Source organism: Sporosarcina sp. P16b (assembly GCF_002743065.1).
GTDB lineage: Bacteria > Bacillota > Bacilli > Bacillales_A > Planococcaceae > Sporosarcina.
Window position 1 is genome coordinate 1 of the sequence record NZ_PDYO01000013.1, and the last position, 19,739, is coordinate 19,739.

A 19,739-nucleotide genomic window follows, 5' to 3' on the forward strand; every position below is an offset into this window, starting at 1 on the left:
TTGTGTTTAATTATATATATGAGCTAAATTTAGAGTTGAGTGATTGTAGATTTTAGTTAGTTGCTCAATAAATCATGTTAAGCGCTCTATCGTCTCGCTTACTCGCTCAATGAGGCATGGTATGCGCTCTATTGTCCCGCTTATCTGCTCAATGAGTCGCGCTAAGCGCTCTATCCCCCTGCCTAACCGCTCAATGAAACATCCCAAGCGGTCTATCCCGCTTATCCGCTCAATGAAGCACACCAGGCACACTATCGCCTTGCCACTTACCCACTATAAACCTTGCGAACCAAGCACCAATCAATCATCCCCCGTAGCGAGACGATAAAAAAATCCATGTCGGAAAGCCCATGGATTAGACAGCGAATGTTTCTATTCGAGATGATTGAAGCTGGCTAACTAATCATACGGGGTAGTAAATATCGTCTTCGCTTTCATAGCGTAATGCAATGGATAGTCCATTGTCTGACTTGAATTTAAGTGTAGTTGTGTCCAGATAACCAGTTAGAATAGAAAATGAATGGCGATCTTGTTGTGGAGGCAAAAGAGAATAGTGGATAATATCATGAATAAGCGAAGACATTTCCTCGTACGACGTAAAAACGTAATACTCATTGACCATATAAGCCGGCATACTGCTCATCTCCTAAACAAATAGAATGAAGACTTGAGCGACGGGAGAAGGAGAGTAAACGATTGCCTATTCAGCAAGTATTTCAGAATAGGCTTCAAATATAAAGCTGAAAATATAAAGCTGAAATTATACTTGCGAATAGAAGAATCATTGTACAGTTATTATATAGTAAAATGTTATAAAATACTATTGAGTATTGTCAAAAAAATCAAAAGGGTAAAAAAGATTAATTTTTAAAATTATACATAGTTTGCATGAATGCCAACAAAGCATTTTTATCAGCGTTGGATAACTTTATACCATTAAAGGATACTGGTTTTTGCAATAATTTCTCTAGCTCAATTTCTTTGGACGGCTCATCACTTTTTGAAGATGAAATGGCTTGATCTACTGTTTCATTCGGTAGGTAACCTGCCAATATTAGTAACTCATTCTTATCTGCCTCCAAGGCAGCTGCTAGTGCACAAATCGTTTCACGAGAAGGGTTGTATCTACCTTTTTCCAATGAAGCGATGAAGGAGTAACTCAGATTAGCTAGATCAGCTAAATAACGTAAAGTCATTTGTCTTTGTTCACGCAATTTTCGTAGGCGAATTCCAAATTTGTTCAAACATATTCCCTCCTTAACTTCTTGATGACTAATATTGCAAAGTATGTATTCCTATCATAACCTATTTACTTATAAAAAGCAGGAAATACTTGCCTAACGCTTTTAGGTAGAAAGACTTTAAATGAAAAATCATAAAGTAATTTTTGAATTTAATTTAAAAGTCTATATTACTAGTGGATAGAATCTGAGGAAAAAGTTGTATATTTTATCACTAACACATTATATTGTGAGCGGCATTATCATTTTACAACTTTTTTAAGTGCTACTATCCTCCATATCCCCAAGTTTAATAACCTTTAGTGTAATGTTCAGTGCATTGAGAATAAACTAGGACTAAAAAAATAGATGTTCGTGGTATTCCAAAAGTAATTGGCAGAATTAACTAATAAATGTGTTGACAAAAAGAACAAATCAATTTAATATGTGTTGTAAGGCTAAACAAATGGTTTTTTTAACCTATTTGTTTAGAAAAACAACACGAAAGTTAATGGTAAAAAGGAGGTGGTAAGTAACTTGATTATAATTGAAAACGCTCTTGTAATATGCAAATGTCTGCCCTGACTTTTATCCGTATTTACAAGGCTTTTTACTTACTTCCAACAGCGCCAGTGGTGAAAGACATAAAGTACATTATTACGATAAAAAGATAGTGTAAAAGTTGTTAAGTAAAGAAAATGTACTAATAAATTAGCATAACAGCTGCTCTAGATTCTCTATTAACATTGGTTGATCAAAATACACATACAAGGAATGCGTTTGTTTTCAAGAATTACGCATAAAAGTATAAAAATTTATGATGATACGGAAAGTGTAGGTGTTGAGAATGCGTTATGAATATCGGGAATCTCATAATCTTAACAAATTGAAATCTACCTCTCTTTTATTACTTCTATGTTCTTTATTGGTAGTAGGTGGATGTTCTCCATTGTTTGGAGGTAAAAAGAGTGGTGATTCAGCAGCCGTTGCTCTAGCTAGTGAAAAGGTCGCCCCATACGTGGAAGGGAAAAGTGAAGTTCTTTCTTATGTATGGACTACTAGGAAGGAGTTATCCCTTACGTTTAATGGAATGGCTGACAAAAAGACAATGGTGGAGCTTTTGGATGCACTAGAGGAAAACAATATTCCAGCTACATTCTTTTTACCAGGTATACGAGTAGCAGAAGAGCCCGAAATTGCCAAAATGATTTTGGATCGCGGTCATGAAATAGAAAACAACACACTAAATCAATTGGATCTTCAGAATATGAGTTATGAGGAATTATATAAAGAAGTCAAACTCAGCAATGAAGTAATTCGAAAAGAAACTGGTATAACGCCCCGTTATGTCAGAACACGATCGGGTGAATACAATGAGGATCTTCAAGCCGTTACTGCACAACTTGGTATGGATGCCGTTATTAATTACACAATCAACCCACGAGAAGGGGAGATGCAAGGAGCTAAGACAATCGGCAAATATATTGAAAGGTATATAACGCGTGGATCAATTATCTCCATGCATACGGATATTAATCCCGACGTGGTTGGAGCTATACCGTATATCGCGAAGGCTGTTGAAAATACAGGTTATAAATTAATCCCGTTAAATGAACTAGTTAATAAAGGTACCAAGCGTAAACCATTAGAACAAATAGCCGGCTATGATCGAATTAAAATCAATCCAAACTATAGCGATATTAAACCAAATATCTTTTACGATGCACCTACAGAAGAAAAAGTGATCGCACTGACATTTGATGACTGGGCAAGTGATTACACAGTTACAAAGATTCTTGAGATCTTGAAAGAAGAGAAAGTTCCCTCCACATTCTTCTTGATTGGTAAAGGGGTAGAGAAAAATCCAAACTTAGCTAGAGCAATTTATGAGCAAGGTCATGAAGTGGCTAGTCACTCATACGGTCATGAAGTAGTGACAAAAATCACACCTGAAGAACTGCAAGAGGATTTGGTTAAAGCGCATAAAGTCATTACTGAAGCGATTCAAGCAAAACCGACCATGCTATTCCGTCCAGCTACAGGTGAAATAGATGAAAAGACAGCAAAAATAGCTATGGCAACGGGTTACAAAAGCATTGCATTGTACGATGTCACGCCATTTGACTGGGATATAGAAAATGATGCCGATGAAATCGTTAAACGTATCATCAACAAACGCGGAGATGGAAGTGTCATTGTACTTCACATCCTAGACGGCACGCACACTATCGAAGCCCTCCCCAAAGTTATCCATACATTACGCGAAGAAGGCTATACATTTAAACATATGACGGAGTTAATGCGAATGAAGAATAACTAAATGACAGAGGTGGTATGAATGGTGAATTCATTATACGAGCGAATCATGTATAGACAAGAAAAGATTGCAGTAGTTGGATTAGGTTACGTCGGACTACCGGTAGCTATAGCTTTTTCTGAAGTAGCTGATGTCATGGGCTTTGATGTTAGTGAAAAAAAGATTGATCAGTTATTTGCTGGTATAGACGTAACAGGTGATGTTGGGGATGAACGAGTCCGCAATACGAGTATGCTCTTTACATCAAATGAAACGGATTTGCAGGACGCAAAGTTTTTCATTGTCGCCGTCCCAACACCTATTCAGTCTGGAAACCTTCCCGACTTGAAAGCCCTACAGTTGGCCAGCCAAGTGGTAGGTCGAAATATGAAGAAGGGGTCAGTCGTAGTCTATGAGTCAACTGTATATCCCGGAGTTACAGAGGAAGTGTGCATTCTTGAACTAGAGGCAGCATCTAACCTGAAATTCGGTACGGACTTTACAGTAGGTTATTCGCCAGAGCGTATTAATCCAGGTGATCAAGTCCACCGACTAGAGAACATTGTAAAAATTGTTTCTGGCAGTGATGAGGAAACACTAAATACTATCGCAAGTGTCTATGAAATGATTATCGAAGCTGGTGTATACCGAGCGGAATGCATAAAGGTAGCAGAAGCGGCAAAGGTTATCGAGAATGCGCAGCGGGATATTAACATCGCATTCATGAATGAACTCTCCATGTTGTTCAATCAAATGAAAATTGACACACAAGCGGTATTGCGTGCAGCAAAAACAAAGTGGAACTTCCTACCCTTTTCTCCGGGATTAGTAGGTGGTCACTGTATAGGGATCGATCCCTACTATTTAACGTTTAAAGCAGAAGATTGCGGATACCGATCTAAAATATTACTTGCGGGTCGCCATATCAATGATTCGATGGCGGCATATATTTCCCAGCAAATCCTTAAGATTCTTGTACAGCAGAAAGTGAATCTGAACAATATCAAAGTAGGCGTATTAGGTCTTACTTTTAAAGAAGATTGTCCTGACTTTCGTAACACAAAAGTACTCGATATTATCAAGGAATTAAAAGAGTACGGAATCGAGCCAATTGTCGCAGATGCATTGGCGGATCCCAAAGCCGTTAAAGAAGAGTGTGGTATCACGCTTGTCTCCACAGAGGAATTCAAAGGATTGCATGCAGTCATTGTAGCGGTGCCACATGAAGCATATAGAGGACTCACGTTGGAGGACTTCCAGCAAATGTTCGAAACGGATACTACTCAACTACTGGTGGATGTTAAAGGAATCTACGAGAAAAAAGAATTTGAAGATCAGAATATCCGGTATTGGAGTCTATAAGAAAGGTGTGAAATTATGGTGAAAGAAAAATTAAATGCTAAAACAGTAATTAGACACACTAGTGAATCGGTCCTTCTTCCAAACGTCCCAATACTGCAAAGAGATGACGAAGGTAAAATGGTCGAAACAAATCGCCTGTTGAAGAATTCCTACTCATGTAATTTTACTATCACAATGAAAAATAAAAATGTTGGTAAAAAAATGAAAACAAAAGCGATTGAATTATCCAAGACAGACCTACTTGTCGACTTCGACCCATCTATGAATTCACTGAAAGCCGGCGATGTAGTAAACCTACGTTTTAAAATTCCTAAAGGAACGATGGAAGAAGGATACGAGTCGACAGTGAGGATTCGTGGAACAGTTAGTTGGCAGGAAGTGAAAATGCCAAATGACGAAATCACTTGGAAGATGGTCTTTACATTCGTCGAGTCACTAGATTCCTACTTCCGGAGAACGAAGTGGAAGTTTATCACAACCTTCACCCTTGCCAGTCTCTTACTTGTTGCATTCTTTATTGTATTGATGCGAATTGAAAGTCTAGTCTATTTTAAATTTAATAAGTTTATTTACTTCTATAGTTTGATTGCAGCTACATTTTTGCTCACTCGATATATATTTGGAGCTTTCTATAGGAATGTACCAATCAATTCTAATTATCGTCCAGGTGTATCCATTATTATTCCGGTTTTTAATGAAGAAGAGTGGATTCATAAAACGATATATGGTTGCCTGAATCAAAACTATCCAATCGATAAGTTGGAAGTAATCGTCGTAGATGACCAGTCTACAGATCTCACAGTCGAAAATATCTGGAAAGCAGTAGAAAGGTTAGAACAAGAAGATGAAGTATACAAAATCAAAGAACGTTTACAAGTATACGTAATGTCGCAAAACGGCGGGAAACGCAAAGCATTAGTAGATGGCGTGGCAATGGCCAAACATGATCTTGTTGTTTTTGTCGATTCAGATAGTTTCTTAGAACCAAATGCCATTTTGAATTTAGTCCAACCATTTCAAGATCCTAAAATGGGTGGCGTTGCAGGACGCACAGATGTGGAAAATAAATATGTAAATAGTATTACAAAATTACAAGTTGTCCGTTACTATATCGCTTTTCGCGTCATGAAAGCAGCAGAATCTTACTTCGATTGTGTCACTTGTTTATCGGGTCCATTATCTTGTTATAGAAAGTCTCTAATTCTCGACCACCAAGAGGATTGGCTTAATCAAACTTTCTTAGGTCATCCAGCGACTTTCGGAGACGATCGCAGTATGACCAACTATATTTTACAAACACACCGCACCGCATACCAAGATAGGGCCATCTGTTCAACAGTTGTCCCAGATAAATTTGGCGTGTTTTTAAAGCAACAAATGCGCTGGAAACGCTCTTGGTTACGTGAATCACTACGAGCAGGAACATTTATTTGGAGGAAAGAAGTATTTATGGCTTTGTTCTTTTACGTAGGACTGATTGTACCAATTGCTGCACCAGTCGTCGTATTGTACAACTTACTCTATGTGCCGCTGTTTTACGGTATATTCCCCACCACCTTCTTGCTGGGACTATTTCTCATGGCCTTCATGATGAGTGCCGCCTACTTGTTCTTTAAGAAAAGCAGTCTGTGGGTCTTCGGATTTGTCTTCGTTTTGATGTATGAAGCCGTTCTATTATGGCAGATGCCTATTGCATGGGTGACATTCTGGAAATCTACTTGGGGAACACGCGATACGCCACAAGATATTGAAGCGCGCGATAAGAAGTTGGGCAAGAAGTTGAAAAAAGATCCTCTAACTATTAAATCATAACTATATGAGTTTGTAGATAAGGAGAATGACGTATGAAACGAAAAAGTGATGAAATATTAGATTATGAAAAGAAAAACCGACGGAAAGTCAGACGATCAATTCTTCAATTAGGTATTTTATTGGTCATTGTATTTCTTGTGTTCCAAGCGTTTGTTGAAATGAATCGTTATGATGCATTGAATAATGAAAAGTGGAAGAACAGGCAAGGTTTTATAGCCCTTTCATATCCAGGTGTATCAAGGGATGGATCAGATTCTCTGTTTGCAAATAAGCAATTGCAACGGCAGTTGGAAGCGTTGAGAGAACAAGGATATGAGACGATCTCTCAACAAGATATTCTGAATTTCTACAAAAACAAGAAACCATTACCTGAGAAAGCATTATTTCTTGCATTTGAAGATGGACGTACAGACACGAGCGTTTACGTCAATCCACTGTTGAAGAAGTATAACTACAAAGCGACATTGCTCTCTTTCGCCAACAAGTTAGATGAGAACGATAAACGTTTTCTTCAACCTTCACACCTAAAGCAAATGCAAAAAAGTGGGTTTTGGGAATTAGGTAGTAACGGTAACCGCTTAACATACATCAATATCTTTAATAAGGAAGGCACGTTCTTGAATATTCGTGATGATGAAGAAGTGCTAAGTAAAGATAAAATCGAATCGTACAATCACTTTTCGATGGACTTCATCCGCGATCAATATTTGATTCCAAGTGAGAATCGATTGGAAATGGAGAAGCGCATCACAAATGATTACAAAGCGATGCGCAAAATCTATCAAGAAAAATTGGGTGCTATTCCTGGGGTCTACATGATTATGCATGCAAATGGTTTGTATAATACAGCAAACAAATTGGTTACAGACGTCAATGACAAAGAGATTAGAAAAACATTTGACATGCACTTTAATCAAGAAGGAAATGCACTTAACACTAAAGGAAGAGAATTATATAACCTAACCCGCGTTCAGCCAAAACCTTCTTGGTCTACGAATCATTTACTCATGAAAATACAAAATGATACAAATCAAAAAGTAGATTTCGTAAAGGGTAACGAAAAACAAGCCAACCAATGGAAAGCAATTGAAAGCGCAGCGGAATTTCGTGATAGTCTGATTACCCTTACTTCAAAATCAAAAAAGGTTGGAAAACTGGTACTGAAGGAGAATACCGCAAAAGATATACAGTTTACAGGAAAAGTAGGGGGGAGTATCGAGGGCCAACAATCCATTTTCTTACGACATAGCGATAATGGCGACTCTTACGTGAAAATTACAGTTGAAAATAATTATTTAGTAATCGAGGAAAAGGTAGAGGGACAATTGAAAGAACTACTTGTAAAACAGTCCATACCAAAAGTTGAAATCGTCCAAACAACAAATAATGAAAACCCCATTTCACGAAAAGAAGATAAAGCACGGAGCGATGGACTGCCTAATGAAAAAAGCATAGACATCAAACTTCAGAATAATATATTAAACATCAGGTTAAATAACAAAAAAATTGTAAGTAATCTAGAAGTCAATCAAGACATTCAAGCTGGAAAGCTAGCACTGGGTTCTACCTGGGTACCGGGAGACTTCAATGATCCAATTCATGATGCACAGTTTAGTGAAGTGACGATTGCTTCATTAGCGGACAGTGGTGTTGAGCAGACGACCTTGTTCACAAATGAAATACAAAAGCCACAGCAACTGATGTATACATTTGTTGGTTCTATCAAGTCAGCAATGAACTGGGTAGTCGATAACTTCTAATAACCGGCATCAGTTGAAAAGGCGGGATTTCAATGCTTACTAATAAAAAAATACTATTCATGATGATTTCCTGCCTCTTTTTTAGTGGATGTCAGGATAAAAAACAGCAAACCGTAGATTTATCCATTCTAGATGAATTGGAACTTTCGGCTTGGGTGACTGAGTGGCAGTGGCAAAGTGGAGTGGGAGACCTCCGACAAGTTCAAGTTCTAGATAGGGCACAGGTTTTTGCAGCCTATTTTGACGGGGAGGATCACATATATTTACGGGACAAAATGGACGATGCCATTGGTGCTATGAAAATACTATCAAAGGAACGTAATATCCCACTCGATTTAACCATTGTTAATGATCAGTTTCTGCCTGATGGAACGGTCGTTCACAAAGACTCCGAACTAATTGGACGCTTGGTAGAAACGCCGGAAAGTCGTAAACGGCATATTGATAATATTTTGGAATACATCAACGCCTATCAATTCGAAGGGTTAGAACTAGATTATGAAAATGTAGATGGGGAAGATCTGTCAAACTTGCTTCAATTTTATAAAGAATTATATGATGTTCTGTTAGCACAAGGAAAGCCATTGCGTATTGTATTGGAACCCAACTTAGACGTCGAACAATACAATTTTCCTGTAGGGCCAGTCTACGTCATGATGGCCTATAACTTATTTGGCGGCCATTCAGGTCCAGGGCCAAAAGCAGACGATGAATTCATCCGCAAAGTAGTGGGTAAAATGAATACCCTTCCTGGGCAACCAGTTATCGCATTGTCGGCTGGCGGTTTTAGTTGGCAACATGGAAAAGATGAAACGAAAACCCTCACTGAAAAAGAGGCAGAAGAACTTGCTAGAAAAAGTGAGGTGAAGCCCATACGAGATCCATCTAGTGGCGGTATGTACTTTGATTATCAAGATGAACACGGTGATACGTACACAGTTTGGTACGGAGATCAGCAAACCTTGTATCAATGGATGAAAGTTGCGGCTGAAGAGGGACAAATGAGAGTTTCCCTATGGCGAATGGGTGGAATGGAAGACTCCACATTGAAATTCCTAAATAACGCAGTCAATTATAAAGCGAAAGTGAAAGGAGAAAACGAGATGTTTGCCAATCATATAAAAGAACTCAGGAAACAAATGAACCTGACGCAAGCTGAATTGGCTGAGCGGGTGGGCATCGGTCGTACAGCTTTATCCAAAATAGAGAATGGTGCTTACTATCCAAGTGCTAAGACCATGAAGAAAATATCGGATGTGCTCAATAAGCCAATAGGCGAAATATTTTTCAACACTGACATTTCGTAAAGGTGCGTAAAACTAGTACGTATAGTTGAGTTCTAGTGGGAGTCGTAATGCAATCGAAGGGAGTGAAGATTTGTGAAAGTATATATAGCTAATGAAAAGATTAAAATGCCTATAGCAAACGAAGAAGTAATCAGTAGAAAAGATATAGAAATTCCTATTCACTCGAAGTTGGTGCGACTTACCATTGTTCGCGCACCGGAGGGATATGGAAAGACCATGTTGCTAAGTAAATCATTTTCCCACATAACAGATTCGACGGCTTGGCTCACATTAGACGAAATGGATAACGACCCCATTCGTTTTTGGTCCTACATGATTACGTCATTAGAGAAAAGCGGCAATATGATTGATGCAGAAAAGTTATTGTCTTTCATCAAAACAAGTCCGCCCTATTACATGATTGTCGATATGCTGTTGAATGAACTAAATGCCCAACGAAGAAGAGTTACACTGATTCTAGATGATTATCATATAATCACGAATCCTGTCATTCATAACATGATGAACCAATTCATCGATTCTTTATTGCGTCATATAAAGGTTCTCATAACAAGCCGAAATGAAGTGCCGTTATCCGTTTCCAAGTGGCGGACAAAGGGCTGGGTGTACGAAATCGGTATCCAACAACTGCAATTCCAATTGAATGAAATCCGAGAGTTTTACGACAAGCGTTCTTCACTATCGAGATATTCAATATTTTTCTACGAGCAAGTATTACGTATTACAGAAGGTTGGCCTTTAGGTATTCAATTGATAAGTCTCAACGGATCAGCAGAAGATCCCCAATGGAATGTGGAGGAATCTTCCGTCCTATCACCTGTCGTAGCAAATTACTTAGTGTATGAAGTATTGTGCAGTCTCACTCCCTTCATGCAAGACTTTCTCATGCGTACATCGGTATTACAATATGTAACACCCGAAAGTTGTAATCAGTTATTGAATCGTAATGATAGTGAAGAAGTCCTGAGAGAAATAGAAAAGAGAGGTTTGTTTCTTAATCAGTTAACCGACAGTCAACTGACGTACACGTACCATAGTCTATTTTCAATTGCCTTACAGAATGAAAGACGTCGACATTTTTCGAATGACTGTATAAATGAGGTGTATGTTAAAGCAGCACATATCCGCTATGGACAAGGCGATTATGCAACAGGAATTGAGTTGGCGATTAAAGGGGAGTTATTTGATGTAGCTGATCGTTGGATTAAAGAGAATCTGGTAAACATCATTTTATCCAAACAGACCGAGACATTCATGCGATGGATGTTGATACTACGTAAAAGCTCTTTCGAACTCCATGCGGAAACGCTTGCAGTATATGCGTTCAATCTAGCCATTCAGTTTGAAATGGAAAAAGCGGGATTGATTATTCGAGAGCTTGACCGTAGGGATCAAAAAACAGGTTGGAAAAAGGAAGACTCGTTAGAAGATGCCACACTAATTTTAGACATTGTAAAAGTGTTTATGTTGTTTACACAGGGTGGTCCGACAGAGAAAAAAGACTTAGGTTCGCAAGAGCGAATTAACAATCATTCATTTTCCGCTGATTTACGATGGAAAAACGTATCGATGACGTATAACCACTTTCAACCTCAATTGCTGAGAACTTGTTTAGGCAATAGAGGTGGACTACACTCTGTCAAACGACTGTCTACACTGAATGACGTCTTACGTACTGATAAATTCCTTGCTCATAATTTGGCAGGATACAGTCATGGTCTACAAGCGGAAGCCTTCTATGAAATGAATCTATTATCCGAATCCACGTATTATATGAAAAAGGCTATAGAATATACTGATCGTCATAGTGATGCAGGCTTGTCTATACCCATGTACATTCTACAGGCTAAAATGTATCTGGCTAATCAGCAGTTCGTTAAAGCTCAGGCCATATTAAACCACGCGATGGAATCAACGGTTAATACTAACTGGCAATGTATTTTAATTATAATGAAAGCACTAGGCTATATTCGTGAAGGATCCTTCGACCAGGCAGAGATTGAATTGAACAGATCATATAATTTAACACATCGGCAAGCGAAATTTGATATGGAGTTCAGGGTGCTTGTACAAGCGCGACTGCATATGGCCAAAGGCAATACGCGAAAAGCCCTTTATTGTATTGATCAAGTTACGCAAGAAGCTAAAGAAGCATTGCATATAGCAACTACCATCGAGGCAAAGATATTGCGGTCCATCTGTATGTGGAATAACAACAAAAAAAGGATAGCAATCGATATACTTCATGAAGCATTGGAATTAGCGGTAAAGTCGGGCTTTAAACGCATGTTTTTGGACGAAAAAGCATTGAATCCAGTGCTAATGAGTTATATAAAATGTCGAATGAACTTTGAACAACCGCATTGGAAGACAGTTCCGCTTGTCTTTGCAGAGTCGCTACGGACGGATCATATCGCTCATCGTGCGGCTGCTCATCAAAGTAGTAAACCCAATTTAACTCCCCGCGAGGAAGAGTTGATTAAGGCACTCGCAACCGGCTCATCCAACAGGGAGATTGCGGAACAGCTTTTTCTTTCGGAAGGAACCGTTAGAGTGTACTTATCGAAAGTCTATAAAAAACTCAATGTTAGCTCACGGACTCAAGCAATACTGCAAGTCATGGATTGGCAGTAGAACAAAATATACTACTATTGATTAGGAGGTGACGGTCATGACCACATTACTAGCCTCAAAATTACAAAAACCTACCGTACGTGATGAGTGGATTAGCGGAGAGAATATGATTGCTGTCCAACATGAAGCAGTGCAATCAAAGGTACTGTTCATTACTGCTCCAACAGGTTATGGAAAGACAACATTTTTGACTAGTTGGTCAGGTAATTTGAATGAAAACGTCGCATGGTTGACAGTCGATGAAACTGATAATGATGCAGAGCAATTTTTTCGATATATCCTCTATACAGTCTACTCGGCGTGCAATTTGCTTCCGCAAGAAAAATTACAGCTAAAACTTGTCGATGCAGACCGCAACGATTTGAACACGATGTGGAATTTCTACAAAGAACTAGGTAATGTAATGACAAAGCGGGTTCGATTAATTATTGACGATTTTCATCATATTACTGCTCCAGAACTGTTGGAAATGATTCAGTATTTTGTAATGGATTTACCCGAATCCTTGAAGATATGCTTTGCTAGTCGCCACCTCCCTCCTTTTACACTTGCACTCTGGCAATCCTTATTCACTGTTACTGAAGTGAAAATGCAGCATCTGCGTTTTACGGTCGTAGATATGAAAAAATATTTGAAAAACCAACCCGAACAGCAACAATCAGTATGGCAAGAATTCGTGCAGACAGAAGGTTGGCCTGCGGCACTACGAAATGTTGTGCAGTCACAAAATACGTATGATCTGCAGCATTCTGGAAGGTACACTATGAATGTGTTAATGAATGATCTATGGGGTGAATTTTCAAGCTCGGCACAGCATTTCCTTTTAACAACATCCATCTTGAATACAATGGATCAAAGAATATGCGACGCATTACTCGGGAATAATGAAAGTCTGGTCCATTTACAAAATTTAGAGGAAAAAGGCTTTTTCATAGAAATGGACACGCAAAAAAACGCATATTATCGTTATCATCCCCTTTTTTCTATAGCCTTACAGCAAAAGTTGCAACAAACCTATTCAAAGGAGTTTGTATTAGAGCTTCATAAAAAAGCAGCAGGTGTATACTTCCAGCAAGGTGATATTGTATGTGCAATCACACACGCATTGATAGGAAAGGCGTATCCACTTGCAACTACTTGGATGATGAATCACGGCGTGGACATTATCAAAAGTCGAGAAACCTCTACTTTCATATCTTGGTGCCGTGAATTTGAAGAAGCTCATATTCCATTAACTTTGGATCTTCAGTTACTGTATGCTTTTTCTCTTCTTTCCGAGCACCAAATAGATGCAGCGGATCTCGTCACAAGTAAAATGACAACACAAGAGAATCGAAAAGAATGGAATGCTTTTACCAGTAGAAGCCCATCCGCTCCCTACGACTATTTCTTAATCAAGTCCTACATTACGATCATCCGAATGGGCGGTGTGACAGAAGTAGGGGAGTGGCTGCAAAAAGGATTTGATTTTAACGTAGAAAAACGCTCTAAGCTATATTTACTGCCACTTCAGTTCAATAAAACCGAGCCTACGTTATCACGTACACCATTGGGTTCACGTAAAATGTCAGCAACCCCTGAACAACAGAAATACCTATTGGAAAAGCAATCTTGCCAAGCAAATAAACTTTCTATAATCGGTTACTATCACGGAATTCAAGCGGAAACATTGTATATGAAAGGCTTAATGAAAGAATCTAGAGAACACCAAGTAGAAGCACTTCTGTCAGCCCATCACTTCCAAGATCCAGGTCTACTAATTCCTATGTATGTATTGAGTTGTAAGCTACATATGGCAAATGGCGAAATGGAAAATGCGCATGGAACGTTGCAGAGTGCCCTGTTTTATACAGAAGATAGCTACTGGAAAGACTTTTTATATGCATTTGAAGCATTTATTTACTTGAAGCAAAGTCGTCTAGAAGAAGCAGAAATCTCCTTTTTGAAATTGAAGGAGGATTTCGTGGATAATATTCAACATCCATTTGTCACACTCGTAGATGTAAGACTACTTTTGCAAAAAGGCCAATGGAGGGAAGCGTTAAAGAAAGTAGTACATGTGAAAATTGAAGCGTTACAGGAAGGGCAAATTGAGACATTTATCGAAGCAACAATTTTAGAAAGCTTGTGTTACGCCTATCAAGAGTACTGGTTGGAAATGGCACATTCTTTACATGAAGCCATGGTTTATAGTAAAGAATATGAATATGCGCAGTTATTTATCAAAGAAGAGACAATAGGTTCACTGTTGAAGGAATATGTCAGAGTTCGTAAACAACAACATGATGTGAACTGGACGCACGTTCCGTATTTCTATGTAGATCGACTAGTACAGGCAACAAATAACAGAATTCTATCATAGTGTTGCTGACACTACGCGAAAAAAAGTGAAAATAAAAAATACTAGTTAGGTTAACAGCGTATAAACAATAGAGTGTGACTTGAAAGCGATACTCCTTTAGTCAGGAGTGTCGCTTTTTGCTATACTGAGTAAAGGTAAAGGAGTGCGTAATAAATGAAATATCAAGATCGTCCACTTGTGCAAGCATTGCAGAATTTTCATAACCGAAAACCTGTTTCATTCCACGTGCCGGGACATAAAGGGGGCACATTATCTGATTTGCCGTCCGCTGTGCGTCAAGCACTTGCTTATGATCTGACGGAGCTGACAGGACTAGATGACTTGCATGAACCGGCAGAGGTAATTAAGGAAGCAGAAGATAAGTTGGCAAATCTTTATGGCAGTGAACGGAGTTTCTTTCTGGTGAATGGTTCGACTGTGGGAAACCTGGCTATGCTGTATGCAACAGTTCAGCCGGGAGACTGTGTAATGGTGCAACGTAATGCACATAAATCGATATTCAATGCACTGGAACTGACAGGTGCGATTCCGGTTTTTCTATCTCCAGAATGGGATGATCCAACGCAAACAGCTGGAACAGTATCATTGAAGACCGTAAAAGAAGCACTCAAGAAGTATCCGAATGTGAAAGCGGTCGTTCTCACCACACCTACTTATTATGGAATAATAAATAGAGATCTAGAACAAATTATAGAAGTATGTCATAGCTGTAGTTTACCGGTTCTCGTTGATGAAGCGCATGGTGCGCATTTTATAGTGAATGATGCATTTCCAACAAGCGCACTCGAACTCGGAGCCGATCTGGTCGTTCAGTCGGCGCATAAAACATTACCCGCGATGACAATGGCCTCTTTTTTACATATACATTCGCAATTTGTAAAAGTGGAAAGAGTTGCACATTATCTTCAGATGTTACAGTCCAGTAGTCCGTCTTATTTATTGATGGCATCCTTGGATGATGCAAGGTATTATGCAGAAACGTATGACGAAAAGGACTATGAGAGTTTTCGACTATACAGAAGTAATGTAGTCCGTGATCTATGCAACATAGCGCGTATCGAAGTAGTAGAGACTGATGATCAACTGAAGTTGCTCATTCGCGCAACAGGTCATACCGGATACGTCTTGCAGGAAGCATTGGAGCAACAGGGTATTTATCCCGAGTTGGCTGATCTATACCAAGTGTTGCTAGTACTGCCCTTAGTGAAAGCGAGGGACGCGGAACATGGCATTGACCTAGTGGACAAATTTAAGATAGCGATGGAGTGGATAGAAGGGAAAGAAGCTACTTCAGTACGGTTTAACAGCTTTTCATCAATTAATTTTACGTCAACGGTAGTATACACAGCAACTCAGCTTCATAGGATGGATATGGAATGGGTGAGTATGCAAGACGCAACTGGAAGAGTGGCAGCGGACGCGATTATTCCGTATCCACCGGGCATTCCACTAGTATGTGCGGGAGAGCGTATTTGTCAAGAGCACATGAAACAAATGCAGGATCTATTGACGTCCGGCTGTAGATTTCAAGGAGCAATCAATGGTAAGACGAAACAAGTTAAAGTAGTTTTGGAATAGATAGGGGATAAAAAGATGGCTGGATTATTCATTAGTTTTGAAGGGCCGGAAGGGGCCGGCAAGACGACTGTATTGCAAGCAATTGCGGAACGTTTATTGGCACAAGGACAAGATGTAATCATGACACGAGAACCGGGTGGAATTCCTATTGCAGAAAAAATTCGTGAAGTCATCTTGGATTCAAATCACAGTACAATGGACGGTAAGACGGAAGCGCTGTTGTATGCAGCTGCACGTAGACAACATTTAGTAGAAAAAATCATACCTGCACTACAACAGAATAAAATTGTTCTATGCGACCGTTTTATTGATAGTTCATTGGCATATCAAGGGTTCGCACGTAAATTAGGCATCGACGAAGTACTGGCAATCAACTTATTCGCGATTGAAGAGTATATGCCGGATTGTACTATTTTCTTCGATGTGCCGCCCGAAGTTGGACTAGCCCGGATATGGAGAGATAAGGAACGTGAACAGAATCGTCTAGATTTAGAAAAAATGGAGTTTCATGAGCAAGTGTACAAAGGCTATCAAGAAGTGATGTTACGGGATGAAGGGCGAATACAGATAGTTGACGCACAACAATTACCAGCACAAGTAATTGAAAATGTTTGGCAAATTGTAAGTACGGAAGTCAACTTACATAAGAATTCATGATATAATAAAGAAGAAATACGTTTTATGAGAAATCGGAAAAGGGGAGAGTACATTGAAACTGATTGTAGCAGTCGTACAGGACCAAGATAGTAACCGATTATCTTCCGCATTGACTAAAAGTGATTTTCGGAATACAAAATTAGCCAGTACTGGTGGATTCCTTCGCGCAGGTAACACAACATTTCTAATGGGTGTGGAAGATGAGTTAGTCTCCAAAGCACTAGATTTAATTCGTGATAATTGCCGTTCTCGTGATCAAATGGTTGCACCGGTTTCACCAATGGGTGGTAATGCGGACTCATATATTCCGTATCCAATTGAAGTAGAAGTAGGCGGAGCTACTGTATTTGTCTTGCCAATTGAGCAGTTCCACCATTTTTGATTTAGAGGTGAATGCTGATGAAAGTCAATGGTGAATACCGTACAGGGATGGATAAATTATCGCCTGATCCTCTTCGGCATGCACAGGGTAATCCCAAGTTTGGACAAATGGTAGAAAAACAAGGATCACGTCTGCAAGGAGAACAGATTGCCCGGTTGTTTGGGGATATCTCAAGTGCTGGAGATCGTCTCGCAAGGTCTCGAAATTTACGTGACATGGCGAAATACAAGATGCTGATCAAACGTTTTTTGAAAGAGGCAGTAGATTCAGGTATTGAGTTAACACAATCTCATACATGGAACCAGTTCGGTGAAGGTCGCCGGTTGAATTTGGTGCAAACAATAGATGAAAAACTAATCGCGTTGACGGAAGCACTGTTGGATGAAGAAGAATCATCCATTGATTTACTCGCCAAAATTGGTGAAATCAAAGGTCTTCTGATCAATTTATATACGTGATCCCGTGCCGCACTCACATGTAGCACGGGGTTTTTTGCAACATCTTTACTAACTAAGGAGGAGCTTGCATGTCACAGACGTTGCACGACCATGCATTGCAGTCTCAGAAGCAAGTTATCGACAAATTAACTATGATTCATAAAAGACAACGTATTGGACATGCCTATTTATTTGAAGGTTCGAATGGTGCAGGCAAAGAGGCAGTTGCACAATATTTCACGAAACTGCTATTATGCATGAATCCGAAAGAAAATGTTCCATGTGAAACATGTCACTCGTGTAAACGTATAGAATCAGGTAATCATCCGAACGTAGTCTGGATCAGACCTGATGGACAGGACATCAAAAAGGATCAAATGTCTGAATTAATTATAAAAATGACGAAAAAAGGGTATGAAGAGGGACGGAAAGTATATGTGATTGTTCATGCGGAGAGAATGAATGCCTCAGCAGCCAATACATTGCTGAAGTTCCTTGAAGAACCTGAAGGAAATGTCACAGCTATTTTACTTACGGATTCCTATCCATCCATTTTGTCAACAATTCAATCACGGTGCCAGCGAATTTCGCTTCAGCCGATGAATCGCCAAAATAGTATTGAAAGTCTCGTGGAAAAAGGAGTTACAGCTTCTATGGCATCTACTGTAACGATGATGACAGCAAATGTTGAAGCGGCTTATAGGATGGCTCAAGAAGATTCCTTTGTACAGAGACGGAAATTAGTGTTAAAATTAGTAGAGGCAATCGAACAGCGATCCCCAGGTGAGGCGTTGCTGTTCATTCAGACAGATTGGATGCCTGTCATGAAGGAAAAAAGTGATTGTGAACAAGGCCTTGATTTGCTTCTCTTCGCGTACCGTGATATTGTGGCGGTGAAAGCAGGTTTGCAATCAACTATATCGTATCCCGATCAATTAGAAGTCTTCACGGGACATTCTGTCAAAAATACTTATAGCAGTTTAACTGTTAAAATAGATGCCGCCTTGCAGGCGAAAAAACGATTGCATCAAAATATGAATCGTACGCTTTTACTAGAACAATTGGTGCTTACTATGCAGGAGGGGTTATCGTTTGTATAAAGTCGTAGGCGTCCGCTTTAAAAAAGCGGGAAAGTTATATTATTTTGACCCATTGGATATGCCGATTGAAATTGGCGACTATGTCATTGTGGAAACAGCACGAGGTGTAGAGTACGGTAAGGTAGCCAGTCGAAGTAATGAAATAGATGATGAAGATGTCGTCTTGCCACTGAAAAAGATCATTCGTCTTGCAGATGAGGGTGATCGTGAACGAGTCAAAGAGAATGAGCAAGAGGCAAAGGAAGCATTTGATGTCTGCGTTGAAAAAATTACAGAACATCAATTAGATATGCGTTTAGTAGATGTGGAATATACATTTGATCGTAATAAAATTGTTTTTTACTTCACCGCTGAAGGCCGAGTGGACTTCCGCAACCTAGTAAAGGATCTCGCTGCGATTTTCCGGACGAGAATTGAATTGCGCCAAATCGGTGTACGTGATGAAGCGAAAATGCTAGGCGGTATCGGTCCATGTGGTAGAATGCTTTGCTGTTCAACATTTTTAGGTGATTTTGAGCCGGTATCTATCAAGATGGCGAAAGATCAGAACCTTTCATTGAACCCATCAAAAATTTCGGGTCTATGTGGTCGTTTGATGTGTTGTTTGAAGTATGAAAATGATGCATATGAAGAAGCGAAAACGCTAATGCCCGATCTAGGTAAACAAGTAGTTACACAAGATGGAGTAGGAAAAGTAGTCGGACTGAACTTATTGGAGCGTGTACTTCAAGTGAATATGCCGGCATTTGAACGAGTAGTGGAATATGCGTGGAGTGAGATTGAGGATTTACAGAAAGAAACAGCTCAATTGACTAAATGATGAGGTGGAACA

Annotated in this window: 15 protein-coding genes; 13 read left to right on the plus strand and 2 right to left on the minus strand. The window is 39.4% G+C overall.

What is annotated here, in order from left to right:
• Positions 1 to 403: 403 nt before the first annotated feature.
• Both CSV77_RS12800 and CSV77_RS12805 read right to left on the minus strand, forming a co-directional pair.
• Positions 404 to 634: a hypothetical protein gene (locus CSV77_RS12800; RefSeq protein ID WP_099637340.1), complete on the minus strand. Its 231-nt coding sequence runs from the start codon at positions 632 to 634 to the stop codon at positions 404 to 406.
• A gap of 226 nt (positions 635 to 860) precedes the next feature.
• Complete coding sequence (locus CSV77_RS12805; protein ID WP_099673713.1) at positions 861 to 1,244, minus strand: helix-turn-helix domain-containing protein; 384 nt, start codon at positions 1,242 to 1,244, stop codon at positions 861 to 863.
• A 925-nt stretch (positions 1,245 to 2,169) separates the two neighbouring features.
• Between CSV77_RS12805 and CSV77_RS12810 the strand changes: the two genes are divergently transcribed.
• The 13 genes from CSV77_RS12810 to CSV77_RS12870 all read left to right on the plus strand — a co-directional run bounded on the left by CSV77_RS12810 (position 2,170) and on the right by CSV77_RS12870 (position 19,727).
• Complete coding sequence (locus CSV77_RS12810; protein ID WP_233212246.1) at positions 2,170 to 3,540, plus strand: polysaccharide deacetylase family protein; 1,371 nt, start codon at positions 2,170 to 2,172, stop codon at positions 3,538 to 3,540.
• Between the two features lie 18 nt (positions 3,541 to 3,558).
• Positions 3,559 to 4,878, plus strand: a complete 1,320-nt coding sequence (locus tag CSV77_RS12815) for a nucleotide sugar dehydrogenase (protein ID WP_099673715.1) — start codon at positions 3,559 to 3,561, stop codon at positions 4,876 to 4,878.
• A 15-nt stretch (positions 4,879 to 4,893) separates the two neighbouring features.
• The gene (locus tag CSV77_RS12820) at positions 4,894 to 6,690 is read left to right on the plus strand and encodes a glycosyltransferase family 2 protein (protein ID WP_099673716.1); all 1,797 of its coding nucleotides are present in this window, start codon (positions 4,894 to 4,896) and stop codon (positions 6,688 to 6,690) included.
• A gap of 32 nt (positions 6,691 to 6,722) precedes the next feature.
• Positions 6,723 to 8,450, plus strand: coding sequence for a polysaccharide deacetylase family protein (locus tag CSV77_RS12825; protein WP_099673717.1), 1,728 nt, complete (start codon positions 6,723 to 6,725; stop codon positions 8,448 to 8,450).
• Positions 8,451 to 8,482: 32 nt separating this feature from the next.
• A complete protein-coding gene (locus tag CSV77_RS12830; RefSeq protein WP_158232077.1) occupies positions 8,483 to 9,757 on the plus strand; it encodes a helix-turn-helix domain-containing protein in 1,275 nt (424 codons plus the stop codon).
• Positions 9,758 to 9,829: 72 nt separating this feature from the next.
• Positions 9,830 to 12,391, plus strand: a complete 2,562-nt coding sequence (locus CSV77_RS12835; RefSeq protein ID WP_099673718.1) for a helix-turn-helix transcriptional regulator — start codon at positions 9,830 to 9,832, stop codon at positions 12,389 to 12,391.
• A 37-nt stretch (positions 12,392 to 12,428) separates the two neighbouring features.
• Positions 12,429 to 14,753, plus strand: a complete 2,325-nt coding sequence (locus CSV77_RS12840) for a winged helix-turn-helix domain-containing protein (RefSeq protein ID WP_099673719.1) — start codon at positions 12,429 to 12,431, stop codon at positions 14,751 to 14,753.
• 153 nt (positions 14,754 to 14,906) lie between these two features.
• Positions 14,907 to 16,331 carry an aminotransferase class I/II-fold pyridoxal phosphate-dependent enzyme gene (locus CSV77_RS12845; RefSeq protein WP_099673720.1) on the plus strand — a complete coding sequence of 475 codons (1,425 nt, stop codon included), beginning with the start codon at positions 14,907 to 14,909 and terminating at the stop codon, positions 16,329 to 16,331.
• A gap of 15 nt (positions 16,332 to 16,346) precedes the next feature.
• Positions 16,347 to 16,988, plus strand: a complete 642-nt coding sequence (tmk, locus tag CSV77_RS12850; protein ID WP_099673721.1) for a dTMP kinase — start codon at positions 16,347 to 16,349, stop codon at positions 16,986 to 16,988.
• 52 nt (positions 16,989 to 17,040) lie between these two features.
• Entirely contained in the window at positions 17,041 to 17,370 is a 330-nt protein-coding gene (locus CSV77_RS12855; RefSeq protein WP_009499399.1) for a cyclic-di-AMP receptor, read from the plus strand.
• A gap of 17 nt (positions 17,371 to 17,387) precedes the next feature.
• Entirely contained in the window at positions 17,388 to 17,828 is a 441-nt protein-coding gene (locus CSV77_RS12860) for a YaaR family protein (RefSeq protein ID WP_099632504.1), read from the plus strand.
• A 68-nt stretch (positions 17,829 to 17,896) separates the two neighbouring features.
• Positions 17,897 to 18,907 carry a DNA polymerase III subunit delta' gene (gene holB / locus CSV77_RS12865; RefSeq protein ID WP_099673722.1) on the plus strand — a complete coding sequence of 337 codons (1,011 nt, stop codon included), beginning with the start codon at positions 17,897 to 17,899 and terminating at the stop codon, positions 18,905 to 18,907.
• The gene (locus CSV77_RS12870; RefSeq protein WP_099673723.1) at positions 18,900 to 19,727 is read left to right on the plus strand and encodes a PSP1 domain-containing protein; all 828 of its coding nucleotides are present in this window, start codon (positions 18,900 to 18,902) and stop codon (positions 19,725 to 19,727) included. Before holB ends, CSV77_RS12870 begins: the two co-directional genes overlap by 8 nt.
• Positions 19,728 to 19,739: the final 12 nt, after the last annotated feature.